Genomic DNA, 26,000 nt, shown 5'->3' on the forward strand with positions numbered 1-26,000 from the left:
ATGACGCATGACGAAGCTCATTTTTCGATAGCAGCGAAGCCTTGCAGGCGCACTTCGATCTGGCCCGTCAGCTCGGGGTGCAAATCCGGTGCTAGGCAGTGACTTTCAATTGTCTTCCCCACCGGGTCTGGTAGAAATTGCGACTACAGGGAGAAACTATCACCCAACTTGGTTAAGGACCCGTGAACGAGGGCCGCGCATAGCAATGACAAGCAAGAAGAAGCCAACGGTCTACATCACCCGGAAATTGCCGGATGTCGTCGAAACCCGCATGCGCGAACTCTTCGACGCAGAGCTGAATGTCGACGACACGCCGCGCACCCAGCCGGAGCTGGTTGCCGCGGTCAAGCGCGTCGATGTGCTGGTGCCGACGGTGACGGACCGGATCGACGCGGCGCTGATCGAGCAGGCAGGACCACAGTTGAGGTTGATTGCCGCCTTCTCGAATGGTGTCGACAATATCGACGTCGACGCGGCCGCTCGGAGGGGCATTACCGTCACCAACACGCCGAACGTGCTTACCGAAGATACGGCCGACATGACGATGGCGCTCATCCTCGCGGTGCCGCGGCGGCTTGCCGAGGGTGCGCAGATCCTGACCGACCGCAAGGGCGAGTGGGCTGGCTGGTCGCCGACGTGGATGCTTGGTCGGCGTATCGCCGGCAAACGCATCGGCATCGTCGGCATGGGGCGGATCGGAACCGCCGTCGCCCGCCGTGCCAAGGCGTTCGGACTTTCGATCCATTATCACAACCGTCACCGGGTCAAGCCCGAAACCGAGGAGATGCTCGAGGCGACCTATTGGGACAGCCTCGACCAGATGCTCGCGCGCGTCGACATCGTCTCCGTGAACTGCCCCTCGACGCCCGCGACGTTCCATTTGCTGTCGGCGCGCCGGCTGGCGCTGATGCGGCCGGACAGCTACATCGTCAATACCGCGCGCGGCGGCATCATCGACGAGACCGCGCTGATCAAATGCATCAGGGAAGGCAAGATCGCCGGGGCCGGACTCGACGTTTTCGAAAACGAGCCGGCGGTCAGCCCCAAGCTCGTCAAGCTCGCCGGCGAAGGCAAGGTGGTGCTCCTGCCGCATATGAGCTCCGCGACCCTCGAAGGCCGTATCGACATGGGTGAAAAGGTGGTGATCAACATCCGCACCTTCTTCGACGGCCATCGCCCGCCGGACCGTGTGCTGCCGGGGCGGGATTAGAGCAAATCCAGGAAAAGTGTGTAGCGGTTTCCGTCCGGATTTGCATCGTTCCAATGCTACAGGCGTTTCCGCATTTCGATTGACGTCGGGCGGGTGAAGCCGGGATGGGCCGAACGGCCGGTCTCGACGAAATCCCAGGCCGAGAACGTGGCGTGGTTCTCGGAAAGCTGGATGCGCGTCTGCAGCCGCAGGGCGGGAAGTTTCAGGTCGCGCGCAGTTTCTTCGGCGGAGGCGAGAAGCAGCCGCCCCACGCCCTTGCGCTGTGACGCGGGCGCGACGGCGAGCTTGCCGATATAGAGACAATCCGGCTCAGGCTTGCAGAACACACAGCCGACGAGACCGCGCTCGGCGAGGGCAACAAAGGCAATCTCGTCTTCCGCCTTTCGACGGAGCGTTTCCGGCGTCAGCGCATGCGCAGAAGAAGGTGGATCGATCCGTCCGTCCATGTAGGCGAAGGACGCGAGAATCAGCGCCAGCAATTCTTCAAAGCGATCGAAGCGACCGTCGATGCGGATCACCTTCATGGTGGCCTCAAGCCGCGCCACGACGATAGCGAATCGTGCTGAATTGCGCCGCGAGCGCATCGTAGAGCAGCAGCCGGCCGACGAGCGGCTCGCCGATGCCGGTGATGAGCTTGATCGCTTCCATCGCCTGCAGCGTGCCGATGACGCCGGTCAGCGCTCCCAGCACGCCGGCCTCGGCGCAGGAGGGAACCACGCCCGGTGGGGGAGGGGCGGGAAAGAGGTCGCGATAGGACGGGTTCGGATGGCCGTCGCTGTCGGTTTCGTAGGGCTTCAGCACGGTGACGGACCCGTCGAAGCGGCCGACGGCGCCGGTGATGAGCGGGACCTGCACCGCTTCTGCCGTGTCCGCCGCGAGGTAGCGCGTATCGAAATTATCCGAGCCGTCGATGACGAGATGGTATTGGCGGAATATCTCCTCGGCATTTCGTACTTCGAGCCGTGTGTGGTGCATCGCCGCCGTCACATGCGGGTTCAGCGCATTGATCGCCAGGATGGCGCTTTCGACCTTGGGCCGGCCGATGTCGGCGGTTGCGTGAATGACCTGTCGCTGCAGGTTGGACAGGGAGACGACGTCGTCGTCGATGACGCCAAGTGTTCCCACGCCGGCGGCGGCGAGATATTGGAGCACCGGCGCGCCGAGGCCGCCTGCACCGATGACGAGCACCCGCGCGGCCTTTAGCTTCTGCTGCCCTGCGCCGCCCACTTCCGGCAGGACGATATGGCGCGCGTAGCGGGCGATTTCCGCGGTGTCGAGCTTTGCGTCGATCGTCATTCGGAGCCCCTTTCCATAGAGCACGATGATTTTGAATTGCTGCGCGATCCGTCCCAGGACGTTGAGCTGCAGGGAGGCCGCTAATTCGTCCGCTCTAAAACGAATCGCACCCGGAAACCTGCCCGTTGGCAACGGTCAGGAAGCGACCGCGTTCACCGAGCGCCGTGAACATGGTCCGGTCGGTTCCGGTCATGAAGGCCTGACCGCCGAGGCCGTCGACCAAATCGAAGAGCGCCGCGCGCCGCGCCTCGTCGAGATGGGCAGCGATTTCGTCCAGTAGCAGCACGGGCGCGTGGCCGGTCATGTCGCCGACAAGCCGGGCGTGGGCGAGCACAAGGCCGACCAGCAACGCCTTCTGTTCACCGGTCGAGCACCGCTCGGCCTCCATGTTCTTCTCCAGGTGACGGATGAGGAGATCGCTGCGATGCGGACCATCGAGCGTGCGACCTGCTGCGGCATCGCGGCTGCGGCCTTCCAGCAGCATCGCCAGGTATCGCTCTTCGAGATCGTAGGCCGGCAGGCCTTGAAGGTCGTCAAGAAAGCCCGAGAGCGACAGCGTCGCTGACGGGAAAGTGCCATCGCTCTGGCTTCGTTCGACAAGAGCCGTCAGCAAACCCAGCATCTCAAGCCGCGCCAGTGCCATGGACACGCCAAGCCCGGCCATTTCGCGCTCGATTGCCGAAAGCCAGGCGGGGTCCGGCCGAAATTCGGTCAGCAGCCGGTTGCGGCTTCGCATCGCGCGCTCGAACTCGCTGGCGCGCCGCCCGTGCTCAGGGTCGAGCGAGAGCACCAGCCGGTCGAGAAACCGCCGGCGATCGGCGGAAGGGCCGGTGAAGAGGCCATCCATTGCCGGGGTCAGCCAAAGCACGCGCAGATGGTCGGTCAATTCGTCCACGGTCTTGGCCGGCGTCCCGTTGAGCCGCAGGCGACGCGATTGGCCTTCGTCGGTGCCGGCCGTGCCTGTGCCGATCTCTACCGGCCCCTCCATGCCGTCAACCGCCGCAAAGACCGAGAAGCCGTCGGCTGCCCCGACGCGCGCAACCTCGGCATAGGCTGCACGACGCAGCCCTCGACCGGGAGAGAGAAACGAAACCGCTTCCATAAGGTTCGTCTTGCCTGCGCCATTCTCGCCTGTCAGCACCACGTGGCGAGCGTCGAGGTCGAGCGCCAGCGTCACGTAATTGCGAAAGTCGGTCAGTTTCAGGCGAGTGAGGAAGACCTTGTGCGGCATCTCGGGTCCGGATTCGACGTTGCTGTCAGGTAGGACGAAAGCGGGACCAAGGCAAGGCGAAATGGGTGGTTTCGGGCCGGGGCCGCTTTGCCGTCGGACTTAACAGAAAGCCTCTCTTTGCCCCTCATCCCGCTGCCACGCCCTTCATACCCGTCATAACGGGGAGAAGGGACTCGTCGCAAGCGCTCGGTCGCCTCTCCCGCGGGCTGGGAGAGGGCCAGGGTGAGGGGCGATTCCGCCTCAGGGTGGCCCTTTGCGCCAGAATCCTTTGTGGGGAAGCCTCAGTTTTCGTCGGCCTGAGAACTTTCCCCAAGTGCGCAGGTGCAATATGACAGCTTTGTGACAATCACCAGTTGGATGGATCTGTAATGCTCGGCCTGTTTCGCAAGCTTCTTCCTCGCGAAGATCGATTCTTCGATCTTTTTGCGCAGCATTCGCGCACAGTCATGGGAGCGGCGGAAGCTCTGAATGCTTTGCTTGCCGGGGGACCGGACATCGATCGCCATTGCGATCGTATCGTCGCGCTCGAGCACGAGGCTGACGAGATCACCCGCGAAGTCCTGCTCGCGGTGCGCCGCAGTTTCATCACGCCCTTCGACCGTGGGGACATCAAGGATCTCATCCAATCGATGGATGATGCGATCGACATGATGCACAAGACGGTGAAGACGATCCGGCTTTACGAGCAGAAAAGCTTCGATCCCGGCATGCAGGAAATGGGTGCCGCAGTTGTGCAGGCGGCCCACCTCGTTGCCGAGGCCATACCCTTGCTTAATCGGATCGGCGTGAACGCTCACCGCCTCAGCACCATTGCCGAGGAAGTGACCCGTGTCGAAGGGCGTTCGGACGAGTTGCACGACCAAGGGCTCAAGGATCTGTTTCAGCGTCACGGCGCCACCAATCCCATGGCCTACATCATCGGCAGCGAAATCTACGGCGAACTGGAGAAAGTCGTCGATCGCTTCGAGGACGTGGCAAACGAAATCAGCGGCATCGTGATCGAGAACGTCTGATGGATGCGACGCTCGCCTTCCCGCTGCTCGTGGGGCTCATCGCCGTCGCCCTGTTCTTCGACTTCCTCAACGGATTGCACGACGCGGCCAACTCGATCGCGACGATCGTCTCGACCCGCGTCTTGAGACCGCAATATGCGGTCTTCTGGGCCGCCTTCTTCAACTTCATCGCTTTCCTGTTCTTCGGGCTGCATGTGGCCGAAACGCTCGGGACCGGCATTATCGATCCGGGCATCGTCACGCCGCAGGTGATCTTCGCGGCGCTGATGGGCGCGATCGTCTGGAACATCGTCACCTGGCTTTTCGGGATTCCTTCAAGTTCGTCCCACGCACTCGTCGGCGGCCTTGTCGGCGCAGGGCTCGCCAAGACCGGCTTCAGCGCGATCGTCTGGCACGGACTCCTGAAGACGGCGGGGGCGATCGTCATGTCGCCCGCCATCGGTTTCTTCCTGGCGCTGCTTCTCGTCCTAATCGTGTCCTGGCTCTTCGTGCGCCAGACGCCGTTCGCTGTTGACAGCACCTTCCGGGTGCTGCAGTTCGTCTCCGCCTCGCTCTATTCGCTCGGGCACGGCGGCAACGACGCGCAGAAGACCATGGGTATCATCGCCGTTCTGCTCTTTTCACAAGGCTATCTCGGGCCGGAGTTCCACGTGCCTTTCTGGGTGGTCATTACCTGCCAGGCAGCCATCGCGCTCGGCACGCTGTTCGGCGGCTGGAGGATCGTCCACACCATGGGATCGAAGATCACCAAGCTCAACCCGATGCAGGGCTTCTGTGCCGAGACGGGCGGTGCCATCACGCTGTTCGGCGCCACCTGGCTCGGGATACCGGTCTCGACCACACATACGATCACCGGCGCCATCATCGGTGTCGGGTCGGCACGACGTGTCTCGGCCGTGCGCTGGGGGCTGGCCGGCAACATCGTCATCGCCTGGGTGATCACCATGCCGGCGGCTGCCCTGATCGCCGCTCTTAGCTACTTCGTAGTCGACTTGATCGGCTAGAGCGGGATGAGGAAAAGTGTGAGCGGTTTTTCGCTCGCATCCCGCTCTAGCTTATTAGAAGCGTTTATGATTTTAGGTCGATTCGACCTAAAATCATCGTGATCTAAGATAATTCAGGAACGTATAACAGTTTCCCATCCGGAATAGCGTAGTCTCAAAGAAACGCCCCAAGTGTCTCCGGTCCTGGACGGCGGTGCTTGATATTCCGCCGCATTGGAACCGGCATCAGTCGCTGAGAGTGTCGAAGAAATCCTTCATCCGGGCGAAGAAGCCTGTCGATTCCGGATTGTTCTCCTTGGACGAGATCTGCTCGAATTCCTGCAACAGTTCGCGCTGACGCTTGGTGAGCTTCTGCGGCGTCTCGATCTGGATCTGGATGTAAAGGTCGCCGCTCTGGTTAGAGCGCAGCACCGGCATGCCCTTGCCCTTGAGACGGAACTGCTTGCCGGCCTGCGTGCCTTCCGGCACGGTCACCCTGGACTTGGTGCCATCGAGCGTCGCCACGTCGAATTTGCCGCCGAGCGCCGCGGTCGTCATCGAGATCGGCACGCTGCAATAGAGGTCGGCGCCGTCGCGCTGGTAGAATTCGTGCGGTTTGACCGAGAGAAAAATGTAGAGGTCGCCCGCGGGGCCGCCTCGGAGGCCCGCTTCACCCTCGCCGGAAAGGCGGATGCGCGTCCCGTCCTCGATACCGGCCGGAATGTTGACGGAAAGCGTGCGCTCCTCCATGACCCGGCCCTGACCGTGGCATTTGGTGCAGGGATCGGTGATCGTCTGGCCGCGGCCGCCGCAGGTCGGGCAGGTCCGCTCGATGGAGAAGAAGCCCTGCGCCGCCCGCACGCGGCCCGAGCCCTGACAGGTCGCGCAGGTCTTCGGGCTCGTGCCCGGCTTGGCGCCGCTGCCGCTACAGACGTCGCAGGTGATCGATGTCGGCACCCGGATCTGCGCGGTCTTGCCGGAATAGGCCTCCTCGAGCGAGATTTCCATGTTATAGCGAAGATCCGCTCCGCGCTCACGCCCGCCGGAGGAGCGTCGCTGGCGGCCACCGCCCATCATCTCGCCGAAGATGTCCTCGAAAATGTCCGAGAAGCCGCCGGCGCCGCCGCCCGCGAAACCGTTGCCGAAACCGGCGCCCATACCGCCCTGCTCGAAAGCAGCGTGACCGTAGCGGTCGTAGGCCGCGCGCTTCTGCGGGTCCTTCAGCGTTTCATAAGCTTCGTTGATATCTTTGAAGGTCTTTTCCGCTTCCGTGTCGCCCGGGTTCTTGTCCGGATGATATTTCATCGCCAGTTTGCGGAAGGCGCTTTTCAGCTCCTTCTCATCGGCATTTCTCGCAACACCAAGCGTTTCGTAAAGATCACGTTTCATGCTTCAAAGATTGTCCCGTTGACAAGGCGTGCCAGCGCGGGGTTCCGGCGGCTGCTGCCTGATTATCTTGCCACAGGATTTAGTAAACCTTGAAGCGTGATACCATAGCCAACTCGGGCTAGGCGTGGTTTTTTGTCGAAAAATGGCGCGCATCCGGGCCGTTGCGTGGTCGTCCGCATCCGTCGACTGGGGGTAGGCGGCCGTGCGGGCAACAAAAAAGCCCGGGATCGCTCCCGGGCTCCTCAAATGTAAGGTTCGAAAGAGACGTTATGCCGACCGCTTGCGGCCGTCCTCGTCCTTGACTTCTTCGAAGTCGGCGTCAACGACGTCGTCGTCGCGGGCTGCGTCGGCTGCGGCATCCGCATGGGCGGCCTCAGCCTGCTGTGCCTCGTAGATCGCCTGACCGAGCTTCATGGAAACTTCCATGAGCGTGTTGGTCTTGGCCTTGATGTCCTCGGCGTCCGGCTCGGAGACTTCGGTTGCCGCCTTCAAGGCTGCGATCGCGTCGCTGATCGCCTTGCGGTCGGTTTCCGAAACCTTGTCGCCGTATTCCTTCAGCGACTTCTCCGAAGAATGGATCAGGCTCTCCGCCTGGTTCCTGGCTTCGACCGACTCGCGGCGCTTCTTGTCGGTCTCGGCATTGGCTTCGGCGTCCTTGACCATCTTCTCGATGTCGGCATCGGAGAGACCACCGGACGCCTGGATGCGGATCTGGTGCTCCTTGCCGGTGCCCTTGTCCTTGGCCGATACCTGCACGATGCCGTTGGCGTCGATGTCGAAGGTGACTTCGATCTGCGGTACGCCGCGCGGTGCCGGCGGGATACCGACGAGGTCGAACTGGCCGAGCAGCTTGTTGTCGGCGGCCATTTCACGCTCGCCCTGCGAAACGCGGATCGTCACGGCGGACTGGTTGTCATCAGCCGTCGAGAAGGTCTGCGACTTCTTGGTCGGGATCGTCGTGTTGCGTTCGATCAGGCGGGTGAAGACGCCGCCAAGCGTCTCGATGCCGAGTGACAGCGGCGTCACGTCGAGGAGCAGCACGTCCTTGACGTCGCCCTGCAGAACGCCGGCCTGGATGGCAGCACCCATGGCGACCACCTCATCCGGATTGACGCCCTTGTGCGGCTCCTTGCCGAACAGCTGCTTGACGGTTTCCTGAACCTTCGGCATGCGAGTCATGCCGCCGACGAGAACGACTTCGTCGATCTCCGCCGCCGAAACGCCGGCATCCTTCAGCGCGGCCTTGCACGGTGCGATCGTCTTCTGGACCAGATCATCGACAAGGCTTTCGAACTTGGCGCGCGACAGCTTCATCGTCAGGTGCTTCGGACCGGATGCATCGGCCGTGATGAACGGCAGGTTGATTTCGGTCTGCTGCGAGGACGACAGTTCGATCTTGGCCTTTTCGGCAGCTTCCTTGAGGCGCTGCAGCGCAAGCTTGTCGTTCTTGAGGTCGATGCCCTGTTCCTTCTTGAACTCGCCGGCGAGGTATTCGACGAGACGCATGTCGAAGTCTTCACCGCCGAGGAAGGTGTCGCCGTTGGTCGACTTCACCTCGAAGACGCCGTCGCCGATTTCGAGCACCGAGATATCGAAGGTGCCGCCGCCAAGGTCGTAGACGGCGATCGTCTTGCCTTCCTTCTTGTCGAGACCATAGGCGAGCGCGGCCGCGGTCGGCTCGTTGATGATGCGCAGCACTTCGAGGCCGGCGATCTTGCCGGCGTCCTTGGTGGCCTGGCGCTGGGCGTCGTTGAAGTAGGCCGGAACGGTAATGACGGCCTTTTCGACCTTCTCACCGAGATAGGATTCGGCGGTTTCCTTCATCTTCTGAAGGATCATGGCCGAGATCTGCGACGGCGAGTAGCCTTTGCCGTGCGCTTCGACCCAGGCGTCGCCATTGTCCGCCTTGGTGATCTTGTAGGGGACCATCCCCTTGTCCTTCTGGGTGGTCGGATCCTGGAAGGTACGGCCGATCAGGCGCTTGATTGCAAAAAGAGTGTTTTCCGGATTGGTGACGGCCTGGCGCTTGGCCGGCTGGCCGACGAGACGTTCGCCGTCGTCGGTGAATGCCACCATCGAGGGAGTCGTGCGCGCGCCCTCGGCGTTTTCGATCACCTTCGCGTCCTTGCCGTCCATGACAGCGACGCAGGAGTTGGTCGTTCCCAGGTCAATACCAATAACTTTAGCCATGTCGTTCTCTCCTTGCAGCGGACTGTCGGAACCCGGTCAGGCATTCGTAGGACAGCCCCTAACGGGATGGTCTTAGATTTCATCGCAGCCGCAGCTGCGTCGATGCGGCGTATATAAGGACCGGCGTTTCGGACTGCAAGGCATTCTGCGGGGGGATCAGGGGCAAAAGCAAGTGCTCTTGCTGGTGCGTTGAAGCGATATTGGCACGGGGCCTCAGCGCCGTCGGCGAATCCGGTCGTAAGGCGCGGTGGCGCCACGGCTCAACCGCCCGTCAGCAAGTCGAAAAGCGTCGTCCGGCGGGTCGCTCCGGTCGTCTCGCCGACGCCTGCGGGCGGGATGGGGCCGCCGGCATTCTGTTCGTTGACCGGCCGCACCTCATCGATGGCCGCCGTGCCGTCCACGCTTGCCGGGCGTTCTGGGAAGGCATTGGGATTCCCGCTTGGGAAACCGTCCGGAACTGCGCCGCCGCCTGCGACAGCGCCACCGTCGTCGAAGACCGGTTGGACGCCGGTGGTCCCGAACAGCGGCGAAGGTGAGAGGCCCTCGTGGGCCGCGGCCATGAAATCATGCCAGGCCTTGGCGGGAAGCCCGCCTCCGGTCACCTTCTTCATCGACTTGCCGTCGTCGTTGCCGAACCAGACGCCGGTCGTCAGATTGGATGTGTAGCCGACGAAGAGCGCGTCGCGGAAGGATTGCGTCGTGCCGGTTTTTCCGGCCGCCTCCCAGCCTTTCAGGCGCGCCTTCTTGCCGGTTCCGTTCGTCAGCACCCGCACCATCATCTGGTTCATTTCGCTGACGATCGCCGGGTCGAGCACCCGCGGGGGATTATCGTAGGTATTTTCATAAAGCACGGTACCATCGGCGGTGGAGATGCGGCGGATGACGTGCGGGGTCGCCTTGAAGCCGCCATTCATGAAGGGTGCGTAGGAGGAGGTGAGTTCGACGAGGCTGACTTCCGACGTTCCGAGAGCGATCGAGGCGTTTGCCTGCATCTCCGAATCGATCCCGAGCCGATGCGCGAGCTTGACCACATTCTGCGGGCCGACTTCCATGACGAGCTGGGCCGCGATCGTATTCAGCGAATTGGCAAGCGCGTCGGTAAGCGTCACCTCGCCGCGATATTTCTGGTCGTAGTTTTCCGGTGTCCAGTTCCCGATCCTGACCGGCGCGTCATTTCGGACGGACATCGGCGTGCGGCCGATTTCGAGGGCTGCCGCGTAAACGAAGGGTTTGAAGGCGGAGCCCGGCTGGCGTTTGGCCTTGGAGGCGCGGTCGAACTGGCTTTCGGCATAATCGCGGCCGCCGACCAGCGCCCGGATCGCGCCGGTGCCGTCGATCGACACGAGGGCGGCTTGAGAGGCGTTGAGCTTGCCGCCGTCTGCATCGAGCGCCGCGGCGATCGCTTCCTCGGCCTTCTTCTCGAGCGTGAGATCGATCGTCGTGTCGATCACCAGATCCTGGCTGATTTCGCCGATCATCCCGGGGAGCTGGTCCATGATCATGTCGGCGACGTAGTGTTCGGCGCCGGACCAGAAACTCTTGGCCTTGGTGGGCGTCTGCGACATCGCCGTCTTGATTTCGGCATCGGTGACGAAGCCTTCTTCGCGCATCGCGCCGAGCACAAGCTGCGCACGTTCCTCCGCCGCTTCCGGGTCGCGCGCCGGCGACAGCCGCGAAGGCGCCTTCAGGAGCCCAGCGAGCAGCGCCGCCTCGCCGAGATTGACGTCGCGGGCCGACTTGTTGAAGTAGCGCCGCGACGCCGCCTCGACGCCATAGGCGTTGGAACCGAAGAACACGCGGTTGAGATACATCGCGAGGATCTGGTCCTTGGAGTATTTCTGCTCCAGCCAGAAGGCGAGCAGCACTTCCTGGACCTTGCGTTCCAGTGTGCGCTCGGGCGAGAGGAACAGGTTCTTGGCGAGCTGCTGCGTCAATGTCGAGCCACCCTGGACCATGCGGCCGCTCATCAGATTGGTCAGCATGGCGCGGGCAAGGCCCAACGGATCGACGCCGAAATGCGAATAGAACCGGCGATCCTCGATGGCGATCACCGCCTGCGGAATGTAGGGGGACATGGTTTCGAGCGAGAGCGCCTCGCCGCCCGTCGCGCCGCGGTTGGCGATGATGTCGCCGTTGACCGAAAGGAGTTTCACGTTCGGCGGCCGGTCGGGGATCGACCAGCTCGTCGCGCTCGGCATCCGCGCGCCGTAATAGAGCACGAGACCGCCGACTCCGATTGCGCCCCAAATGCCGAGCACGACGCACCAGTAGGCGAGCCTGCGGACAAGGCCGAAAAAGCCGCCGCCGCTGGACTTGGAGCGGCCCCGGCCGCCGCGTTTGCCGCGGGTCTTTCGCTTGCCGGCTTCGGACTTGCCGCGGGCGGGCCGACGGGCGCTGCCGCTCACGCGATCGCTCGCCTCGATACGCAACTCGTCGTCATCGCTGTCGCCGTCGAAGGAAGGTTCGATCCGTTGTCCTGATTTGCCGCGTGCTGCCATGCCGGAAGGAACTATCCCTTTGAGGTCCGATCCGTCATCGCTCAGAAGCGATTCCCGGCGGCGCAATTCCTGTCATGCGGTTCGAGCCAATCTGCCCGCACGTGCCGATGCGTTGGACTCTAAATGCGGCAATTTAAGGGGGAGTTAAGAGCTGCTGAACAACAGGGACGGTCGTCTCGATTTCCGGAAAGCGCAGATTCTGCCGCGACAGATTTCAGCCCCGCGTTGCCATCTCGCCCTGCGTCCAACGCATTGCTGCATTGCAGCATTAGCGGTATTAAATCAGACTAAATGATTTATCTTGAACTCATCGAAGCGCTGCACCTCCTCCCGCGGCGCCCGATGCGGATCGGTTTCACTCCTCCTCCCAGGAACCGATCGAATTCAAGGACCCCGAGCCACCTCCTCCCGGCTCGGGGTCTTTTTGTATCCGCCTGCTGCATGTTCCCTTAATCCCGGCGCCGGTATATCAGGTTGCTCATGAAATCCAGGGCAAACGGCTACGTCTTCGCGCTTGCTGCGATCGTCATTTTCGCGATCCAGGACGGCATCTCCAAACATCTTGGCACCCTCTATCCGCCGGTCTTCGTGTCCATGATCCGCTATTGGGCCTTCGCCGCCTTTGCCGTCGCCCTGGCGGCGCGGGCGCAAGGCGGGCTGAAGGCCACGATCGTGACGAAGAAGCCGGCGCTGCAGGTGCTTCGCGGCGTGCTGCTACCAGCGCAGATCGTGGTCGTGATCACAGCCTTCACCGTCGTCGGCCTGGCGCATTCGCAGGCGATTCTGGCGGCTACCCCGCTCTTCGTTGCGCTCCTGTCCATGCCGCTTCTTGGCGAGCGCGTCGGCTGGCGGCGCTGGGCTGCGATTTCGGCAGGGCTTGTCGGCGTGCTTCTGATCCTGAAGCCACAGCGGGGCACCTTCGACACGAGCTTTCTGCTGCCGCTCTCGGCGGCGCTGATGTTTGCGATCTACATTATCACGACCCGACTGGTCAGCCGCGCCGATTCGGCGATGACAAGCTTCTTCTATACCGGCATGATCGGCGCCGTTGCGATCAGCCTCGTCGGCCCGTTCTTCTGGACGGCGCTGGCGCCGACCGATTGGGTCTGGATGCTGCTGCTCTGCATCACCGGGACCTCCAGCCACTATTTCCTGATTCGTGCCTATGACATGCTCGATGCCGTCGCCGTCCAGCCGCTCACTTATCTGCAACTCGTCTTCGCTTCGATTATGGGCGTCACCATCTTCGGTGAGACGCTGACGACAAATATGATCCTCGGCTCGATCCTTGTTGTCGCGGCCGGCATCTTTACCGTCTGGCGCGAGCACGTGGTTGCAAGGCGCAAGGCCGGCCTGCCGCCGCAGTGATCCCGTATCGGCTTCAAATCGCCTTTCGCGATCAGGTGAACTCTTCCCTTGCCTTCTGGCTGCCACTTGCCGGGCTTTGAATAGGCGTCCGGTGAAAGGGAGAAGGCGATGAAGGTTTGTTTGACGGCAGCGCTCGCGCTTGCAGCCCTTGCGGTGGCGAAGACCGAAGTCTCGGCGGAAGAAGTGGTCGCCGCTTATGTCGACGATCGGTCCGACGGCGCCGCACTTGTGCGTTCGCTCTACAATGCGATCAACCGGAAGGAATATGCCCGCGCCTATGGTTATTTCGCCGAGACACAGCCTGTCGGCGGTTTCGCGGATTTCTCGCGCGGCTATGCGAACACGATTTCGGTCGAGGTCAGGATTGGAAAGGTGACGACCGAGGGTGCTGCCGGCAGCGTCTACGCCGCCATTCCCGTTGCGGTCAAATCTATCGAGCGGCCGACAAAAACTCGCTTGTTTGCAGGTTGCTATGTTGCCCGCATCATCAATCCGGCGCAGCAGGCGCCGCCCTTCACGCCCTATCAGATCGAGGCGGCCCGCCTCAAGGAGGTGGAAGGACCGATCGAGCAGGCGATACCCGCCGTTTGCGACGTGCCCTAATGCATGTCGCCCGAAAGCGCGCGGCGGTTTCGGGACAACGACATGCACGCAAACTAAGACTTAAAGCGCGTCGCCTTGAATGCGACGCGCTTTCGTCGCCTCTCTATCGCGCGGTAGGCTCTACGGCATTCCGCCGTTTCGCTGCGCCAGGAAGCGCGAGCGCTCGTAAATCAGGATGACTACGAGCGCCATGACGAACGGCACGATCAAGTAGAGCAGCCGGAAGATCGCGAGTGCCGCCAGAACGTCTGCCGGATCCATCTCAGGAAGCGCTGCGATGAAGACGAGCTCGAGCACGCCGAGGCCGCCAGGCGCGTGCGACAGCAACGCTGCCGAGAAGGACGCCAGGAAGATCCCGAGAATCACCACGTAGCCGGGATTGCCGGTCTGCGGCAGGGCGAAGTAGATGATTCCGGCGGCGCCGAGCAGTTCGACGGGAGCGATCACCAATTGCCTGAAGACGATCGAGGACCGTGGATAGTGAAGCTGGAACCAGCGCGTGCGAATCGGCCGAAGTCCGATCAGGCTGCCGAGCACGTAAAGCCCGACGAGCGCGAGGATGACGACGCCGGTCGTCAGCGACATCTCGATCGGCAGGAATTCCGCAAAGCGCTCGATGATGTCCGGCTTCGCCAGGAGAACGATCGCCGACAACATCAGCGTGCCGAGCGTGAAGGTGAAGGAGCAGAAGGCGACCAGAACGCCGACCTCGCCGGCCGTCAGGCCCTTCGAGCGGTAGGCCCGGTAGCGCACCACGGCGCCTGAAAACACCGATGCGCCGAAATTATGCGACAGCGCATAGGTCGTGAACGAGCAGACCGTGATGAACCAGATGGAAATGTGGTGGTGGCCGAGATGGTCGAGTGCGAGCTTGTCATAGGCCGCAAGTGCCGCGTAGGCGACAAGCGTCGCGCCAATGGCCAGTAGCCAGCTTCCAAGCGAGATCGCCTGGAAGCTTGCGATGAACTCATCGACGGAAAGACCTCGCAGCTCGTGGTAGAGCGCATTGACCGAGAACAGGATCGCCGCCAGTCCGACGATAGGCCAGAAATAGGCTTTCAACCTTTTCATGCCGGCGCCAGGGTGTTCCTGGAGGCGAGGTTGGCGGGGGACCTCGGAGGATGGCGAAGAATGCCATCCCAGTCTCGCATTCTAAAAGCACCGCGTCCGGAACGCGATGTCTCGGTCCTCGACCTTGCCAACAGCCCATTTCCCTATTCTGATTGTTTTGTGAAAAGGGAAACATCCCGTAGCCGTGAGGTCAAGCAGCGATGACCGGATTCCTACACGCATCAGGGAAATCGCGACGGGGCTGAAGGCAGGGGGAGCGAACGCCAGGACGAGGCGATCCGGCTTTGCGGTCCCATCGCAAACCGTGGGGGAACGTCCGCCACGGTTTGCCAGAGCAAATCAGGCGGCAAGCGCGTCGAGGATACGGATCCACGAGCGGATGCCCTTGTGGAAGGACATGAGCTCATATTTCTCGTTCGGTGAATGAATCCGGTCGTCGGAAAGGCCGAAGCCGACGAGCAGCGATTCGATGCCGAGCATCCTCTGGAAATCGCCGACGATCGGGATCGAGCCGCCCATGCCGATGACGACCGCAGGGTTCGGCCATTCGTCGGAAAGCGCGACCTTCGCCGTGTTCAGCAGGGCGGAATCATAGGGCAGGTGAATCGCCGGCGAGCCGCCATGGGCGTGGAACTCCACCGAGCAGTCGGCCGGCACCTTCGACCGGACATAGGCGCGGAAGGTTTCGCGGATCTTGGCTGGGTCCTGGTTGCCGACGAGACGGAACGACACCTTGGCAGATGCCTGCGCCGCGATCACCGTCTTGAAGCCTTCGCCGGTATAACCGCCGGTGATGCCGTTGACCTCCGCCGTCGGGCGTGCCCAGGTCAGTTCGAGCACCGAGCGCCCCTTCTCGCCCGAGGGGATCGACAGGCCGATCTCGCCAAGAAACTTCTCCGCCGTCTGGCCGAGCGTGTTCCAGGCCGCTTTGATTTGCGCGGGCGTTTCCTCGACGCCTTCATAGAAGTTTTCGAGCGTCACACGGCCCGTCTCGTCGTGAAGGCCGGCGAGGATGTCGGTCAGAATGTGGATGGGATTTGCCGCCGCACCGCCGAAATAGCCTGAATGCAGGTCGCGATCGGCCGCCTTGATGATGATCTCCTCGCCGACGAGGCCGCGCAGGCCTGCGGAAATCGCCGGCGTCTCCCGGTCCCACATGCCCGTGTCGCAGACGAGCGCATAATCCGCCTTGAGTTCCGCCGCATTGGCCTCGAGGAACGGCTTCAGCGACGGAGAGCCCGATTCCTCCTCGCCTTCGAAAAGAATGGTGATCCGGCAAGGAAGCGCGTCATGGATCTCCTTGTAGGCGCGCACCGCTTCGACGAAGGTCATCAACTGGCCCTTGTCGTCGGCCGTGCCGCGGCCGGTGATGATGTTGCGCCCGGGCTCGACCTCCTTGATCGCCGGCTCGAACGGAGGCGTATCCCAGAGGTTCAGCGGATCGACGGGCTGCACGTCGTAATGGCCGTAGAACAGCACATGCGGAGCATCGGCCTTTGCAGCGGCGTGGTGGGCGACGACCATCGGATGGCCGGGCGTGTCGCGCACCGAGGCGGTGAAGCCGAGCGCGGTCAGTTCCGCCACCAGCCACTCGGCCGCCTTGCGGCACTCTGCCTTGAAGGCCGGATCGGTGGAGATGGACTTGATGCGAACGAGATCGAAAAGCCGGTCGAGGCTCTTCGGAAGATTGGCGTCGGCGCGCTCCAGCACAGGGGTGATATCTGCCATCATGCGAATCCTTATGTGGGTTTCGCGCGGAACCTAAAGCCGAATGCCGGCCGCTTTAAGCAAAATCTTTTGATGCAACGGTAAATTGTCGTTGCGAGGAATCAGGAAACGCTGTCGTTGCGTGCGGTGTTGGCGAGCGCCATGCGCATGTATTCGAGCATCAGTTCCCGTTCGAAGCGGCGAAAATCCGGAGAGAAGCGACTGCTCCGCCGCGCGTGCCGCTTCCTTGGCCGCGGCCTCGATCTCTCTCGCCCGGTCGGTCAGAAAGATCTGCTGCGATCGCTTGTCGTTCGGGTGCCTGCGGCGGGTGATGAGCCCGTCGCGCTCCATGCGGGCGAGCGTGTTGGCCATGGTTGCCTGCTCGATGTCCAGCCGATCGAGAAGCTGCTTTTGCGTCAGGCTCTCCTCCGACCAGAGTTCGAGCAGGACCGGAAACTGACCCGGCGCGAAGCCGAGCTTCTGTCCGCGCTCCCGCAGGGCGCGCGAGAAGCTCCTGGCCAGCAGACTAGCCAGGTAAGTCGCAGATTCCATACGATTGAAGGCCATGGCCTTGGGTACGCGCGAACCGAAGCGATGACAAGTTACAAAGCTTGCGATGAAGTTGAACTGTTCCGCGTTCACAGGACTTTGAGCCCTGCGCCGATGCGGGGAGCCCTGCGCCGATGCGGGCGGAAAACCGCGCAAACTTTTCGTTATCCGGCTGTTCGAGTAGACAACAAAAAACCGTCACGGCGCGGAGGCGGCGCCGTGACGGCTCTTTGAAAGCGGGACAAAGGCCCGGAGAGGGGGATAAGGCCTTTGTCCACATCTGGTGCGGGCGGGGGACAGGCCAATCACCAGACGACGGCATCATTTCAGTGCCGTTCGATGATAATTTGAGGAGCCAAATGTGGCTTTTCAAGGATTGTCCGACTGAATCGCACATTACAAATGTGTAACGTTTCCGTGAGCCTTCTGGCGGCCTCCGCGTATTCCTGTCGTAACTCTTTTGAGATAGGCCGCGATGGCGAAAACCGCAATGGACCTTTGCTTCACCCCGCGCTATCCATGGCCGCATGAAAAACGGTGATCACCTCTTCCTCGTCGACGGCTCGGGCTTCATCTTCCGGGCGTTCCACGCAATCCCGCCGCTCAACCGCAAGTCCGATGGCCTTCCGGTCAATGCGGTCGCCGGCTTCTGCAACATGCTCTGGAAACTCCTCACCGATGCGCGCGACACGTCGGTCGGCGTGACACCGACGCATTTCGCGGTGATCTTCGACTATTCCTCGAAGACCTTCCGCAACACGCTTTACGACCAGTACAAGGCGAACCGCACCGCGCCGCCCGAAGATCTGATCCCGCAGTTCGGGTTGATCCGACATGCCACGCGCGCCTTCAACCTGCCCTGCATAGAGAAGGAAGGCTATGAGGCGGACGACCTGATCGCGACCTATGCCCGGCTTGCCGAAGAGGCGGGCGCCGGCGTGACGATCGTTTCCTCGGACAAGGATCTCATGCAACTGGTGACGCCCAGGGTGTCGATGTACGACAGCATGAAGGACAAGCAGATCACGATTCCCGATGTGATCGAAAAATGGGGCGTGCCGCCGGAGAAAATGATCGATCTCCAGGCGATGACAGGCGATTCGACCGACAACGTGCCGGGCATTCCCGGCATCGGACCGAAAACCGCGGCTCAGCTTCTGGAAGAATACGGCGATCTCGATACGCTGCTTGCGCGCGCCGGCGAGATCAAGCAGCAGAAGCGGCGCGAGAGCATCATCGCCAATGCCGAGCTTGCGCGCCTTTCCCGCCAACTCGTGACGTTGAAAAACGATACCCCTCTCGACGTTCCGCTCGAGGATCTGCGGCTTGAGCCGCAAAACGGGCCGAAGCTCATCGCCTTCCTGAAGACGATGGAATTCAACACATTGACACGCCGCGTGGCGGCGGCGACCGATACGGACGCTGAAGCAGTCAAGGCGGCCCATGTGCCGATCGAATGGGGCATCGAGGCGCACGGACCGGATCTCGACACCGGCGAGGCTGCCGGTCCGCCGCCCTCTGCCGAATCGTCAAGCACAGCCCCGCCGCGCGGACGGGCGGCCAAGGCGGCCGTTTCGTTCCTCTCGAGCGCTGAGGATGCAGACGTCACGGGGGCGACGCCGCAGGGCCTTGCGCGGGCGCGCGCCGATTTCTTCGCCACCGCTCCCTTCGATCATTCCAGCTATGTGACGATCCGCGATCTTGCGACCCTCGATCGATGGGTCGCCGATGCGCGCAACGCCGGCGTGATCGGTTTCGAGACGGAAACGACCTCGCTCGACGCCATGCAGGCGGATCTGGTCGGCTTTTCGCTGGCGATCGCCGATTACGGCGACAATCCCTCCGGTGCGAAGGTCCGGGCGGCTTACGTGCCGTTGATTCACAAGAATGGCGCCGGCGATCTGCTTGGCGGCGGTCTCCTCGAAAATCAGGTCGCCGTCCGCGAAGCGCTGAGCCGGCTAAAGGCGCTGCTCGAGGATCCGTCGGTGTTGAAGGTCGCGCAGAATCTGAAGTTCGACTATCTGTTGATGAAGCGGCACGGCATCACCATGCAAAGCTTCGACGACACCATGTTGATGTCCTATGTCATCGATGCCGGCAACGGTGCTCATGGCATGGATTCTCTGTCCGAGCGGTGGCTCAATCACAAGTTGACGGCCTACAAGGACCTCACCGGCAGCGGGCGGTCTTCGCTGACGTTCGACTTCGTCGATATCGACAGGGCGACGGCCTATGCGGCGGAAGAGGCGGACGTCACGCTGCGACTCTGGCACGTCCTGAAGCCGCAACTTTCCTCCAAGGGGCTGACGCGCGTCTATGAGCGGCTCGAAAGACCGTTGGTCGGCGTTCTTGCCCATATGGAGGAGCGCGGCATCACCGTCGATCGCCAAATTCTCTCGCGCCTCTCGGGAGAGCTTGCGCAAGGCGCGGCGGCGCTCGAGCACGAGATCTATCGCCTGGCCGGAGAAACCTTCACGATCGGCTCGCCGAAGCAGCTCGGCGACATTCTCTTCGGCAAAATGGGATTGCCGGGCGGCTCCAAAACCAAGACCGGCCAATGGTCGACTTCGGCGCAGGTTCTGGAGGAGCTTGCCGCCGAAGGCCATGAGCTGCCGCGCAAAATCGTTGACTGGCGCCAGCTCACCAAACTGAAATCCACCTATACCGATGCGTTACCGGGCTTCGTGCATCCGGAAACACGGCGCGTACATACGTCCTATGCGCTAGCTGCGACGACCACAGGCCGCCTCTCTTCGGCCGACCCCAACCTGCAGAACATTCCGGTCAGGACCGCCGAGGGCCGTAAGATCCGCACCGCCTTCGTCGCCACGCCGGGACACAAGCTGGTTTCGGCGGACTACAGCCAAATCGAGCTCCGGGTGCTTGCGCATGTGGCGGATATTCCGCAGCTTCGCCAAGCCTTTGCCGACGGCGTCGACATCCACGCGATGACCGCTTCCGAGATGTTCGGGGTTCCCGTCGACGGCATGCCGGGTGAAATCCGCCGCCGCGCCAAGGCGATCAATTTCGGCATCATCTACGGCATATCCGCCTTCGGGCTTGCCAATCAGCTTTCCATCGAGCGTTCGGAGGCGAGTGAATACATTAAGAAGTATTTCGAGCGCTTCCCCGGCATCCGCGACTATATGGAGAACACCAAGGCCTTCGCTCGCGAGCACGGCTATGTCGAAACGATCTTTGGCCGCCGTGCCCACTATCCCGATATTCGCTCCTCCAACCCGTCGCATCGCGCTTTCAACGAACGCGCATCGATCAATGCGCCGATCCAGGGCTCTGCCGCCGACATCATCCGCCGCGCAATGGTGAAGATGGAGCCGGCGCTTGAGGAGGCGAAGCTGTCCGCGCGGATGCTCCTGCAGGTGCACGACGAATTGATCTTCGAGGTCGAGGACGGTGAGATCGAGCGCACCATCCCGGTGGTCGTTTCGGTCATGGAAAATGCCGCCATGCCGGCGCTGAACATGAAAGTGCCGCTGAAGGTTGACGCCCGCGCCGCGCTCAATTGGGACGAGGCGCATTGAATCACGATGATTTTGGGTCGAATCGACTCAGAGTCACGCTCCGGCTCGGGCTCCTGTCCGCTCAGGCAGCGGACTCTGTGGGATGCACCGGCCGGAAGCTGGCGAAGAGGTGCTTGAGTGCGTCGCGTCCCCCGGCCGCCAGATCGAACCGACGTCCGAACAGCAGCCATTCGGTGCATAGTCCCATCATCATCCAGCGCAAGGTGCGCGCGGCGGATGCCGGCGTCCAGGTGACTTGTAGTTGCCCTTGTTCGAGCGCGCGCGCGAAGGCGCGTTCGAGCAGTGCGTCGTGTCGCTCGTCGATTTCCTTTTGCCGGTCCAACACTGCTGACATGTCGCTGTCGTAGTCGCATCGGAGCATGATCGCGAGAATACGCTGCCGCTGCTCGTCCTTGGCAAGCATGTCCAGCCAATCGCCGGTGGCGCTCTCGACGATCGCGAGCGTGTCGGAAGCCTCGGTCTCGATCTCGCGGGCGATCATGTCTTCCTGCGGCAGCGGCACTGCATCGTAGAGCGCCAGGAAGAGATCGGTCTTGTTGGCGAAGTGCCAGTAGATGGCGCCGCGCGTGACCCCGGCCGCCTTGGCCACCTCATCAAGCGTCGTATTGGAAACACCTTTGGCGTAAAACATCCGCTCGGCGGCGTTCAATATCCGGCTCCGTGTAGCCTCGGCCTCGGCCTTGGTTCTGCGCATGCATACCTCCCAGATCAAGTGATTTTGGGTCGGATCGACCCAAAATCTTAAACGTGATCGATTCTAAGAAGTTAGAGCGTGATGCAGGCGGAAAACCGCACACACTTTTCCTCATCCCGCTCTTGCACGACGGCCCGCCGGATGAGGCGGGCCGTCGATGGTTGATCACTCGGCAGCTTTGGCGATTTCGGATGCGGTATCTTCCGCTACGACCGCTTGCGGTGCGGCAGCCGCGCTTCTCCGCCCGAAGATCTTCATGATGAACACGAAGAAGATCGGGACGAAGAAAATCGCCAGCACCGTTGCCGAGATCATGCCGCCCATGACGCCGGTGCCGATGGCGCGCTGGCTGCCGGAGCTTGCGCCCGTCGCGATCGCCAGCGGCAGAACGCCGAGGGTGAAGGCAAGCGAGGTCATCAGGATCGGCCGGAAGCGCAAGTGCGACGCTTCGAGCGTTGCGTCGATCAACGACTTGCCCTGGTCACGCAGCTCCTTGGCGAACTCGATGATCAGGATGGCGTTTTTCGCCGAAAGGCCGATGATCGCGATCAGGCCCACCTTGAAATACACATCATTCGGCATGTCCCGCATCGTGACCGCGAGCACCGCACCGATGACGCCGAGCGGGACGACCATGATAACCGAGACAGGAATGGACCAGCTTTCGTAAAGTGCCGCCAGGCAAAGGAAGACGAGCAGGCACGAAAGCGCGATCAGGAGCGGCGCCTGTGATCCCGATTGGATCTCCTGCAGCGACTGGCCCGTCCATTCGTAACCGAAGCCCGATGGAAGCTCGGCGACCAGCCGCTCCATCTCGGCGATCGCGTCACCGGAAGAATAGCCGGGCGCCGCCTGGCCGCTGATGCGAACCGCGGGATAGCCATTGTAGCCGACAGTCTGCGTCGGGGCCTTGATCCACTCGACGCTTGCGAAGGCCGAGAGCGGAACCATGCCGCCGTTCGAGTTGCGGACGTTGAGGTTCAGGAGATCGGCCGTCTGCATTCGCTGGTTCTCGTCCGCCTGCACCGTCACGCGCTGCATGCGGCCGGCATTCGGGAAGTCATTGACATAGGACGAGCCGAGATTGGTCGAGATCGTCGAGTTGATGTCGGCGAAGGTCACACCGAAGGTATTGGCCTTTTCGCGGTCGATGGTCACGTTGACCTGGGCCGCGTCGGGCATGCCTTCGAAGCGCACACCGGCGACGACCTTGCTCTGCGCGGCGAGCCCCAGAAGCTGGTCGCGTGCCTCGGCAAGCGCTGCTTCGCCGCGGCCGCCGCGGTCCTGCAGGCGGAAGGAGAAGCCGCCGGTGGTGCCGAGCCCTTGGATGGCCGGCGGCGACAGCGCGAAGCTGATCGCGTCCTTGATCTGACCCATCGCCATCGTCGCGCGCTCGGCAATCTTCTGAGCGGCGTTGTCGGCGTCGCGTTCGCTCCAGTCCTTGAGCGTCACGAAGGCAAGGCCGGCGTTCTGACCGGTTCCGAAGAAGGAGAAGCCGTTGATCGCGACGATGCGGTCGACCGCCGATTCCTGACCGAAAATCTTCTCCGCCTGCTCGATCACTTCGGTGGTGCGGTTTCCCGTCGCCTCCGACGGCAGCTGCATCAGCACGATGACAAAGCCCTGGTCCTCGTCCGGTAGGAACGACGACGGCAGTTTCATGAAGGCCCAGCCGAGGCCCGCAAGCAGGGCGACATAGATGATCATGAAGCGGCCCGTGCGACGGACCAGACCCCCGACGATGCGGCTGTACCCATGCGACGTGCGGTCGAAGCCGCGGTTGAACCAACCGAAGAAGCCGCGCTTGGCGTGGTGATGGCCCTTCGGGACCGGCTTCAGGAAGCTTGCGCAAAGGGCGGGTGTCAGCGACAGCGCGAGAAGTGCCGAGAACAGGATCGAAACGACCATGGTCAAGCTGAACTGGCGGTAGATCACGCCGACGGCGCCCGGGAAGAAGGCCATGGGAATGAACACGGAGGCAAGCACCAGCGTAATGCCGATGACCGCGCCGGTGATCTGCCGCATCGCCTTGCGGGTGGCTTCCTTCGGCGTCAGCCCCTCTTCCGACATGATGCGTTCGACGTTCTCGACGACGATGATGGCGTCGTCGACGAGGATGCCGATCGCCAGCACCATGCCGAACATGGTCAGCACGTTGATCGAGAAGCCCATCGCCAGCATCACGGCGCACGTACCGAGAAGAGCGACCGGAACGACGATTGTCGGGATGATCGTGTAGCGGACGTTCTGAAGGAACAGGAACATCACCAGGAAGACGAGGCCGACGGCCTCGACAAGGGTATGCAACACTTTTTCGATCGACACCGCGACAAAGGGCGAAGTGTCGTAAGGGACCGAATACTCGACCCCTTGCGGGAAGAATTCCGACAGCTCATCCATGCGCGCCTTGACAGCCGCGGAGGTCGACATCGCATTGCCGCTCGGCGAAAGCTGGACGGCGATGGCTGCGGAAGGCTTGCCGTTGAGACGCGTGGAGAAAGCATAGCTTTCGCCGCCGATCTCGAGGCGGGCGACGTCGCGCAGACGAACGGCCGAGCCGTCCGCATTGGCGCGAAGCACGATGGCGCCGAATTCCTCGGGGGTGGAAAGCTGCCCCTTGATGACCACCGGAGCGCTGATCTGCTGGGTGATCGGATTGGGCTGGGCGCCGATGCTGCCCGAAGCAACCTGAGCGTTCTGGGCCTGGATCGCCGCCGTTACGTCGGCTGCGGTCAGATTGAGACCGAGCATCTTGTCGGGATCGAGCCAGACACGCATCGAGCGCTCGGTCGCGAAGAGCTGGGCGCGGCCGACGCCCGGCACGCGCTGGATTTCGCTCAAGACGTTTCGGCTGAGATAATCGCCGAGGCCGGTTGCGTCCAGAGACCCATCGGTCGAGGTGAGCGCGACGATCATCAGGAAGCCGGAGCCGGCCTCGTCGACCTGGACGCCCTGCTGCTTGACCGAATCGGGCAGGCGCGGCTCGACCCGCTGCACGCGGTTCTGGATGTCCACCGAGGCCTGGCTCGGGTCCGTGCCCGGCGCGAAGGTCGCATTGATCTCGACCGAGCCGGAGGAACTCGAGGTCGATTCGAAATAAAGCAGGCCTTCGACGCCGTTGAGTTCATCCTCGATCAGGCGCGTGACGCTCTGATAGGTGTCCTGCGAGGAGGCGCCGGGATAGTTCGTGTTGATGGAGATCTGCGGCGGCGCGACATCAGGATATTGCGAAACCGGCAATAGCGGAATCGCGATGACGCCGGCGACCATGATGAAGATCGCCACCACCCAGGCGAAGATCGGCCTGTCGATAAAGAAACTGGGCATGATCAAGCTCTCACTTCACTTCGGTGGCGGGCTTTTCGCCGGCCTGACCCGAAGCATCGGCCTGTTCGGCCGCGGGTTTAGCGTTCGGATCCCATTCGGTGGGCTCCACCGGCGCGCCAGGAGCGGTCTTCTGGAAGCCCTCGACGATCACCTTTTCTCCGGGCTTCAGACCAGCGGTCACCTGCCAGCGCTCGCCGACCGTCCGTCCGAGCGTGACGTTGCGGAATTCGACCTTCTTGTCGGCGTTGAGGACATAGACCTGCGACTGGCCGGCATTGTTGCGCTGGACCGCCTGCTGCGGAACGGTGATGGCGTTCTTCTCTAGTCCCTGCTGGATCTGCACGCGCACATACATGCCCGGCAGCAGATCGTTATTCGGATTGGGGAACTCGCCGCGCAGCGTCACCTGGCCGGTGGTCGCATCGACGGCAGCTTCGGAGAAGAGCAGCTTGCCCTTCAGCGAATAAGGCGTTCCGTCATCGAGGATGAGCTGGACTTCGGCTTCGTTGTCGGAGCTCATCATCTGGCCGTCCTTGAGCGCCTTGCGCAGGCGGATGAGGTCGGTCGCGGACTGGGTGAAGTCGGCATAGATCGGATCGAGCTGCTGGATGGTTGCAAGGTTCTGCGTGTCGTTCGCACTGACGAGGGCGCCTTCAGTGATCAGCGCCCGACCGATGCGGCCGCTGATCGGCGCGGTTACGTTCGCATATTGCAGGTTGAGCTTCGCCTCGGCGAGACCCGCCTCGGCAATGCCGACATCGGCCTCGGCCTGAGCAAGCGCCGCGATCGCGTCGTCGAACTGCTGCACTGCCGCGAATTGTGCTTCCTTCAGCCGCGACTGCCGATCGGCGGTCCGCTTGGCCTGGTCGGCTACGGCCTGTGCCCGCTTTAGCGTCGCTTCGGCACTGTCGACCTTCACCTGAAACGGCGCCGGGTCGATCCGGTAGAGCACGTCGCCTTCCTTGACGATCGTGCCCTGCTCGAACACGCGCTCGACGACGATGCCGGAAACCCGCGGCCGGACCTCGGCGATGCGCGTCGCAGTAATGCGGCCCGGCAGTTCGTTGGTGATCGGCAGGGCTTCAGCCACTGTCGTGTAGACGGCCACAGCCGCCGGTGGGAACGCCGGAGCGGCTTGCTGTTCTTCGTTCTTCTGGCAGCCAGCAAGAAAAATCACAGTTGCCAGAGCCGCGGCCAATGTCGGTCGTTTCATGCGTCGCATCGCAATGTCCATAATCAAGGACCGCCCGCAGCCGTTGCACTTTGCAGTGTTGCGCGGTCCGAAAGTGAGATGAAGCGGATCCGGTATCGGCGTGGGAACATACCGGG

At 62.4% G+C, this 26,000-nt stretch carries 17 protein-coding genes and 1 pseudogene; 6 read left to right on the forward strand and 12 right to left on the reverse strand.

Annotation, left to right across the window (positions count from 1 at the left end; all coding sequences use genetic code 11):
* The first annotated feature begins 205 nt into the window (after positions 1-205).
* Positions 206-1,210: a D-glycerate dehydrogenase gene (locus QN219_RS20445; RefSeq protein ID WP_280660579.1), complete on the forward strand. Its 1,005-nt coding sequence runs from the start codon at positions 206-208 to the stop codon at positions 1,208-1,210.
* A 56-nt stretch (positions 1,211-1,266) separates the two neighbouring features.
* Here the strand turns inward: QN219_RS20445 and QN219_RS20450 are convergent, their stop codons facing one another.
* The 3 genes from QN219_RS20450 to recF all read right to left on the reverse strand — a co-directional run bounded on the left by QN219_RS20450 (position 1,267) and on the right by recF (position 3,737).
* A complete protein-coding gene (locus QN219_RS20450; RefSeq protein ID WP_284001710.1) occupies positions 1,267-1,734 on the reverse strand; it encodes a GNAT family N-acetyltransferase in 468 nt (155 codons plus the stop codon).
* A 7-nt stretch (positions 1,735-1,741) separates the two neighbouring features.
* A complete protein-coding gene (locus tag QN219_RS20455) occupies positions 1,742-2,506 on the reverse strand; it encodes a molybdopterin-synthase adenylyltransferase MoeB (protein WP_284001711.1) in 765 nt (254 codons plus the stop codon).
* 94 nt (positions 2,507-2,600) lie between these two features.
* The gene (gene recF / locus QN219_RS20460; RefSeq protein ID WP_289624208.1) at positions 2,601-3,737 is read right to left on the reverse strand and encodes a DNA replication/repair protein RecF; all 1,137 of its coding nucleotides are present in this window, start codon (positions 3,735-3,737) and stop codon (positions 2,601-2,603) included.
* A 368-nt stretch (positions 3,738-4,105) separates the two neighbouring features.
* On the opposite strand from recF, the gene QN219_RS20465 reads away from it, so the two are divergent.
* Complete coding sequence (locus tag QN219_RS20465; protein WP_284001712.1) at positions 4,106-4,750, forward strand: DUF47 domain-containing protein; 645 nt, start codon at positions 4,106-4,108, stop codon at positions 4,748-4,750.
* Complete coding sequence (locus tag QN219_RS20470) at positions 4,750-5,754, forward strand: anion permease (protein WP_284001713.1); 1,005 nt, start codon at positions 4,750-4,752, stop codon at positions 5,752-5,754. The genes QN219_RS20465 and QN219_RS20470 overlap by 1 nt, the downstream gene beginning before the upstream one ends.
* A gap of 225 nt (positions 5,755-5,979) precedes the next feature.
* Here the strand turns inward: QN219_RS20470 and dnaJ are convergent, their stop codons facing one another.
* From dnaJ to QN219_RS20485, 3 genes are all read right to left on the reverse strand, one after another.
* Positions 5,980-7,122: a molecular chaperone DnaJ gene (gene dnaJ, locus QN219_RS20475; protein ID WP_284001714.1), complete on the reverse strand. Its 1,143-nt coding sequence runs from the start codon at positions 7,120-7,122 to the stop codon at positions 5,980-5,982.
* Between the two features lie 267 nt (positions 7,123-7,389).
* Positions 7,390-9,312, reverse strand: coding sequence for a molecular chaperone DnaK (gene dnaK, locus QN219_RS20480; RefSeq protein ID WP_284001716.1), 1,923 nt, complete (start codon positions 9,310-9,312; stop codon positions 7,390-7,392).
* Positions 9,313-9,572: 260 nt separating this feature from the next.
* Complete coding sequence (locus QN219_RS20485) at positions 9,573-11,810, reverse strand: transglycosylase domain-containing protein (RefSeq protein ID WP_284001717.1); 2,238 nt, start codon at positions 11,808-11,810, stop codon at positions 9,573-9,575.
* A 480-nt stretch (positions 11,811-12,290) separates the two neighbouring features.
* On the opposite strand from QN219_RS20485, the gene QN219_RS20490 reads away from it, so the two are divergent.
* Positions 12,291-13,178, forward strand: a complete 888-nt coding sequence (locus tag QN219_RS20490) for a DMT family transporter (RefSeq protein ID WP_284001718.1) — start codon at positions 12,291-12,293, stop codon at positions 13,176-13,178.
* A 108-nt stretch (positions 13,179-13,286) separates the two neighbouring features.
* Positions 13,287-13,781 (forward strand): hypothetical protein, encoded by a 495-nt coding sequence (locus tag QN219_RS20495; RefSeq protein WP_284001719.1) that lies wholly within the window; start codon positions 13,287-13,289, stop codon positions 13,779-13,781.
* Positions 13,782-13,901: 120 nt separating this feature from the next.
* Here QN219_RS20495 and QN219_RS20500 read toward each other — a convergent pair whose 3' ends face one another.
* The 3 genes and pseudogenes from QN219_RS20500 to QN219_RS20510 all read right to left on the reverse strand — a co-directional run bounded on the left by QN219_RS20500 (position 13,902) and on the right by QN219_RS20510 (position 17,126).
* Positions 13,902-14,852 (reverse strand): YbhN family protein, encoded by a 951-nt coding sequence (locus QN219_RS20500; RefSeq protein ID WP_284001720.1) that lies wholly within the window; start codon positions 14,850-14,852, stop codon positions 13,902-13,904.
* A gap of 339 nt (positions 14,853-15,191) precedes the next feature.
* A complete protein-coding gene (locus tag QN219_RS20505; protein WP_284001721.1) occupies positions 15,192-16,583 on the reverse strand; it encodes a M20/M25/M40 family metallo-hydrolase in 1,392 nt (463 codons plus the stop codon).
* A 98-nt stretch (positions 16,584-16,681) separates the two neighbouring features.
* Positions 16,682-17,126, reverse strand: a pseudogene (locus tag QN219_RS20510) (MarR family winged helix-turn-helix transcriptional regulator).
* A 509-nt stretch (positions 17,127-17,635) separates the two neighbouring features.
* Here QN219_RS20510 and polA point away from each other — a divergent pair.
* On the forward strand, positions 17,636-20,650 hold the full coding sequence (polA, locus tag QN219_RS20515; protein ID WP_284001722.1) for a DNA polymerase I: 3,015 nt from the start codon (positions 17,636-17,638) through the stop codon (positions 20,648-20,650).
* Between the two features lie 61 nt (positions 20,651-20,711).
* On the opposite strand, the gene QN219_RS20520 is transcribed toward polA, so the two are convergent.
* The 3 genes from QN219_RS20520 to QN219_RS20530 form a co-directional block, all read right to left on the reverse strand.
* Positions 20,712-21,344: a TetR family transcriptional regulator gene (locus tag QN219_RS20520; RefSeq protein WP_284001723.1), complete on the reverse strand. Its 633-nt coding sequence runs from the start codon at positions 21,342-21,344 to the stop codon at positions 20,712-20,714.
* Positions 21,345-21,509: 165 nt separating this feature from the next.
* Positions 21,510-24,671: an efflux RND transporter permease subunit gene (locus tag QN219_RS20525; RefSeq protein ID WP_284001725.1), complete on the reverse strand. Its 3,162-nt coding sequence runs from the start codon at positions 24,669-24,671 to the stop codon at positions 21,510-21,512.
* A gap of 10 nt (positions 24,672-24,681) precedes the next feature.
* Positions 24,682-25,905, reverse strand: a complete 1,224-nt coding sequence (locus QN219_RS20530) for an efflux RND transporter periplasmic adaptor subunit (RefSeq protein ID WP_309486605.1) — start codon at positions 25,903-25,905, stop codon at positions 24,682-24,684.
* Between the last annotated feature and the right edge of the window lie 95 nt (positions 25,906-26,000).

It is taken from the genome of Sinorhizobium sp. 8-89 (genome assembly GCF_030124325.1).
In the GTDB taxonomy this organism is placed as follows: Bacteria; Pseudomonadota; Alphaproteobacteria; order Rhizobiales; family Rhizobiaceae; genus Sinorhizobium.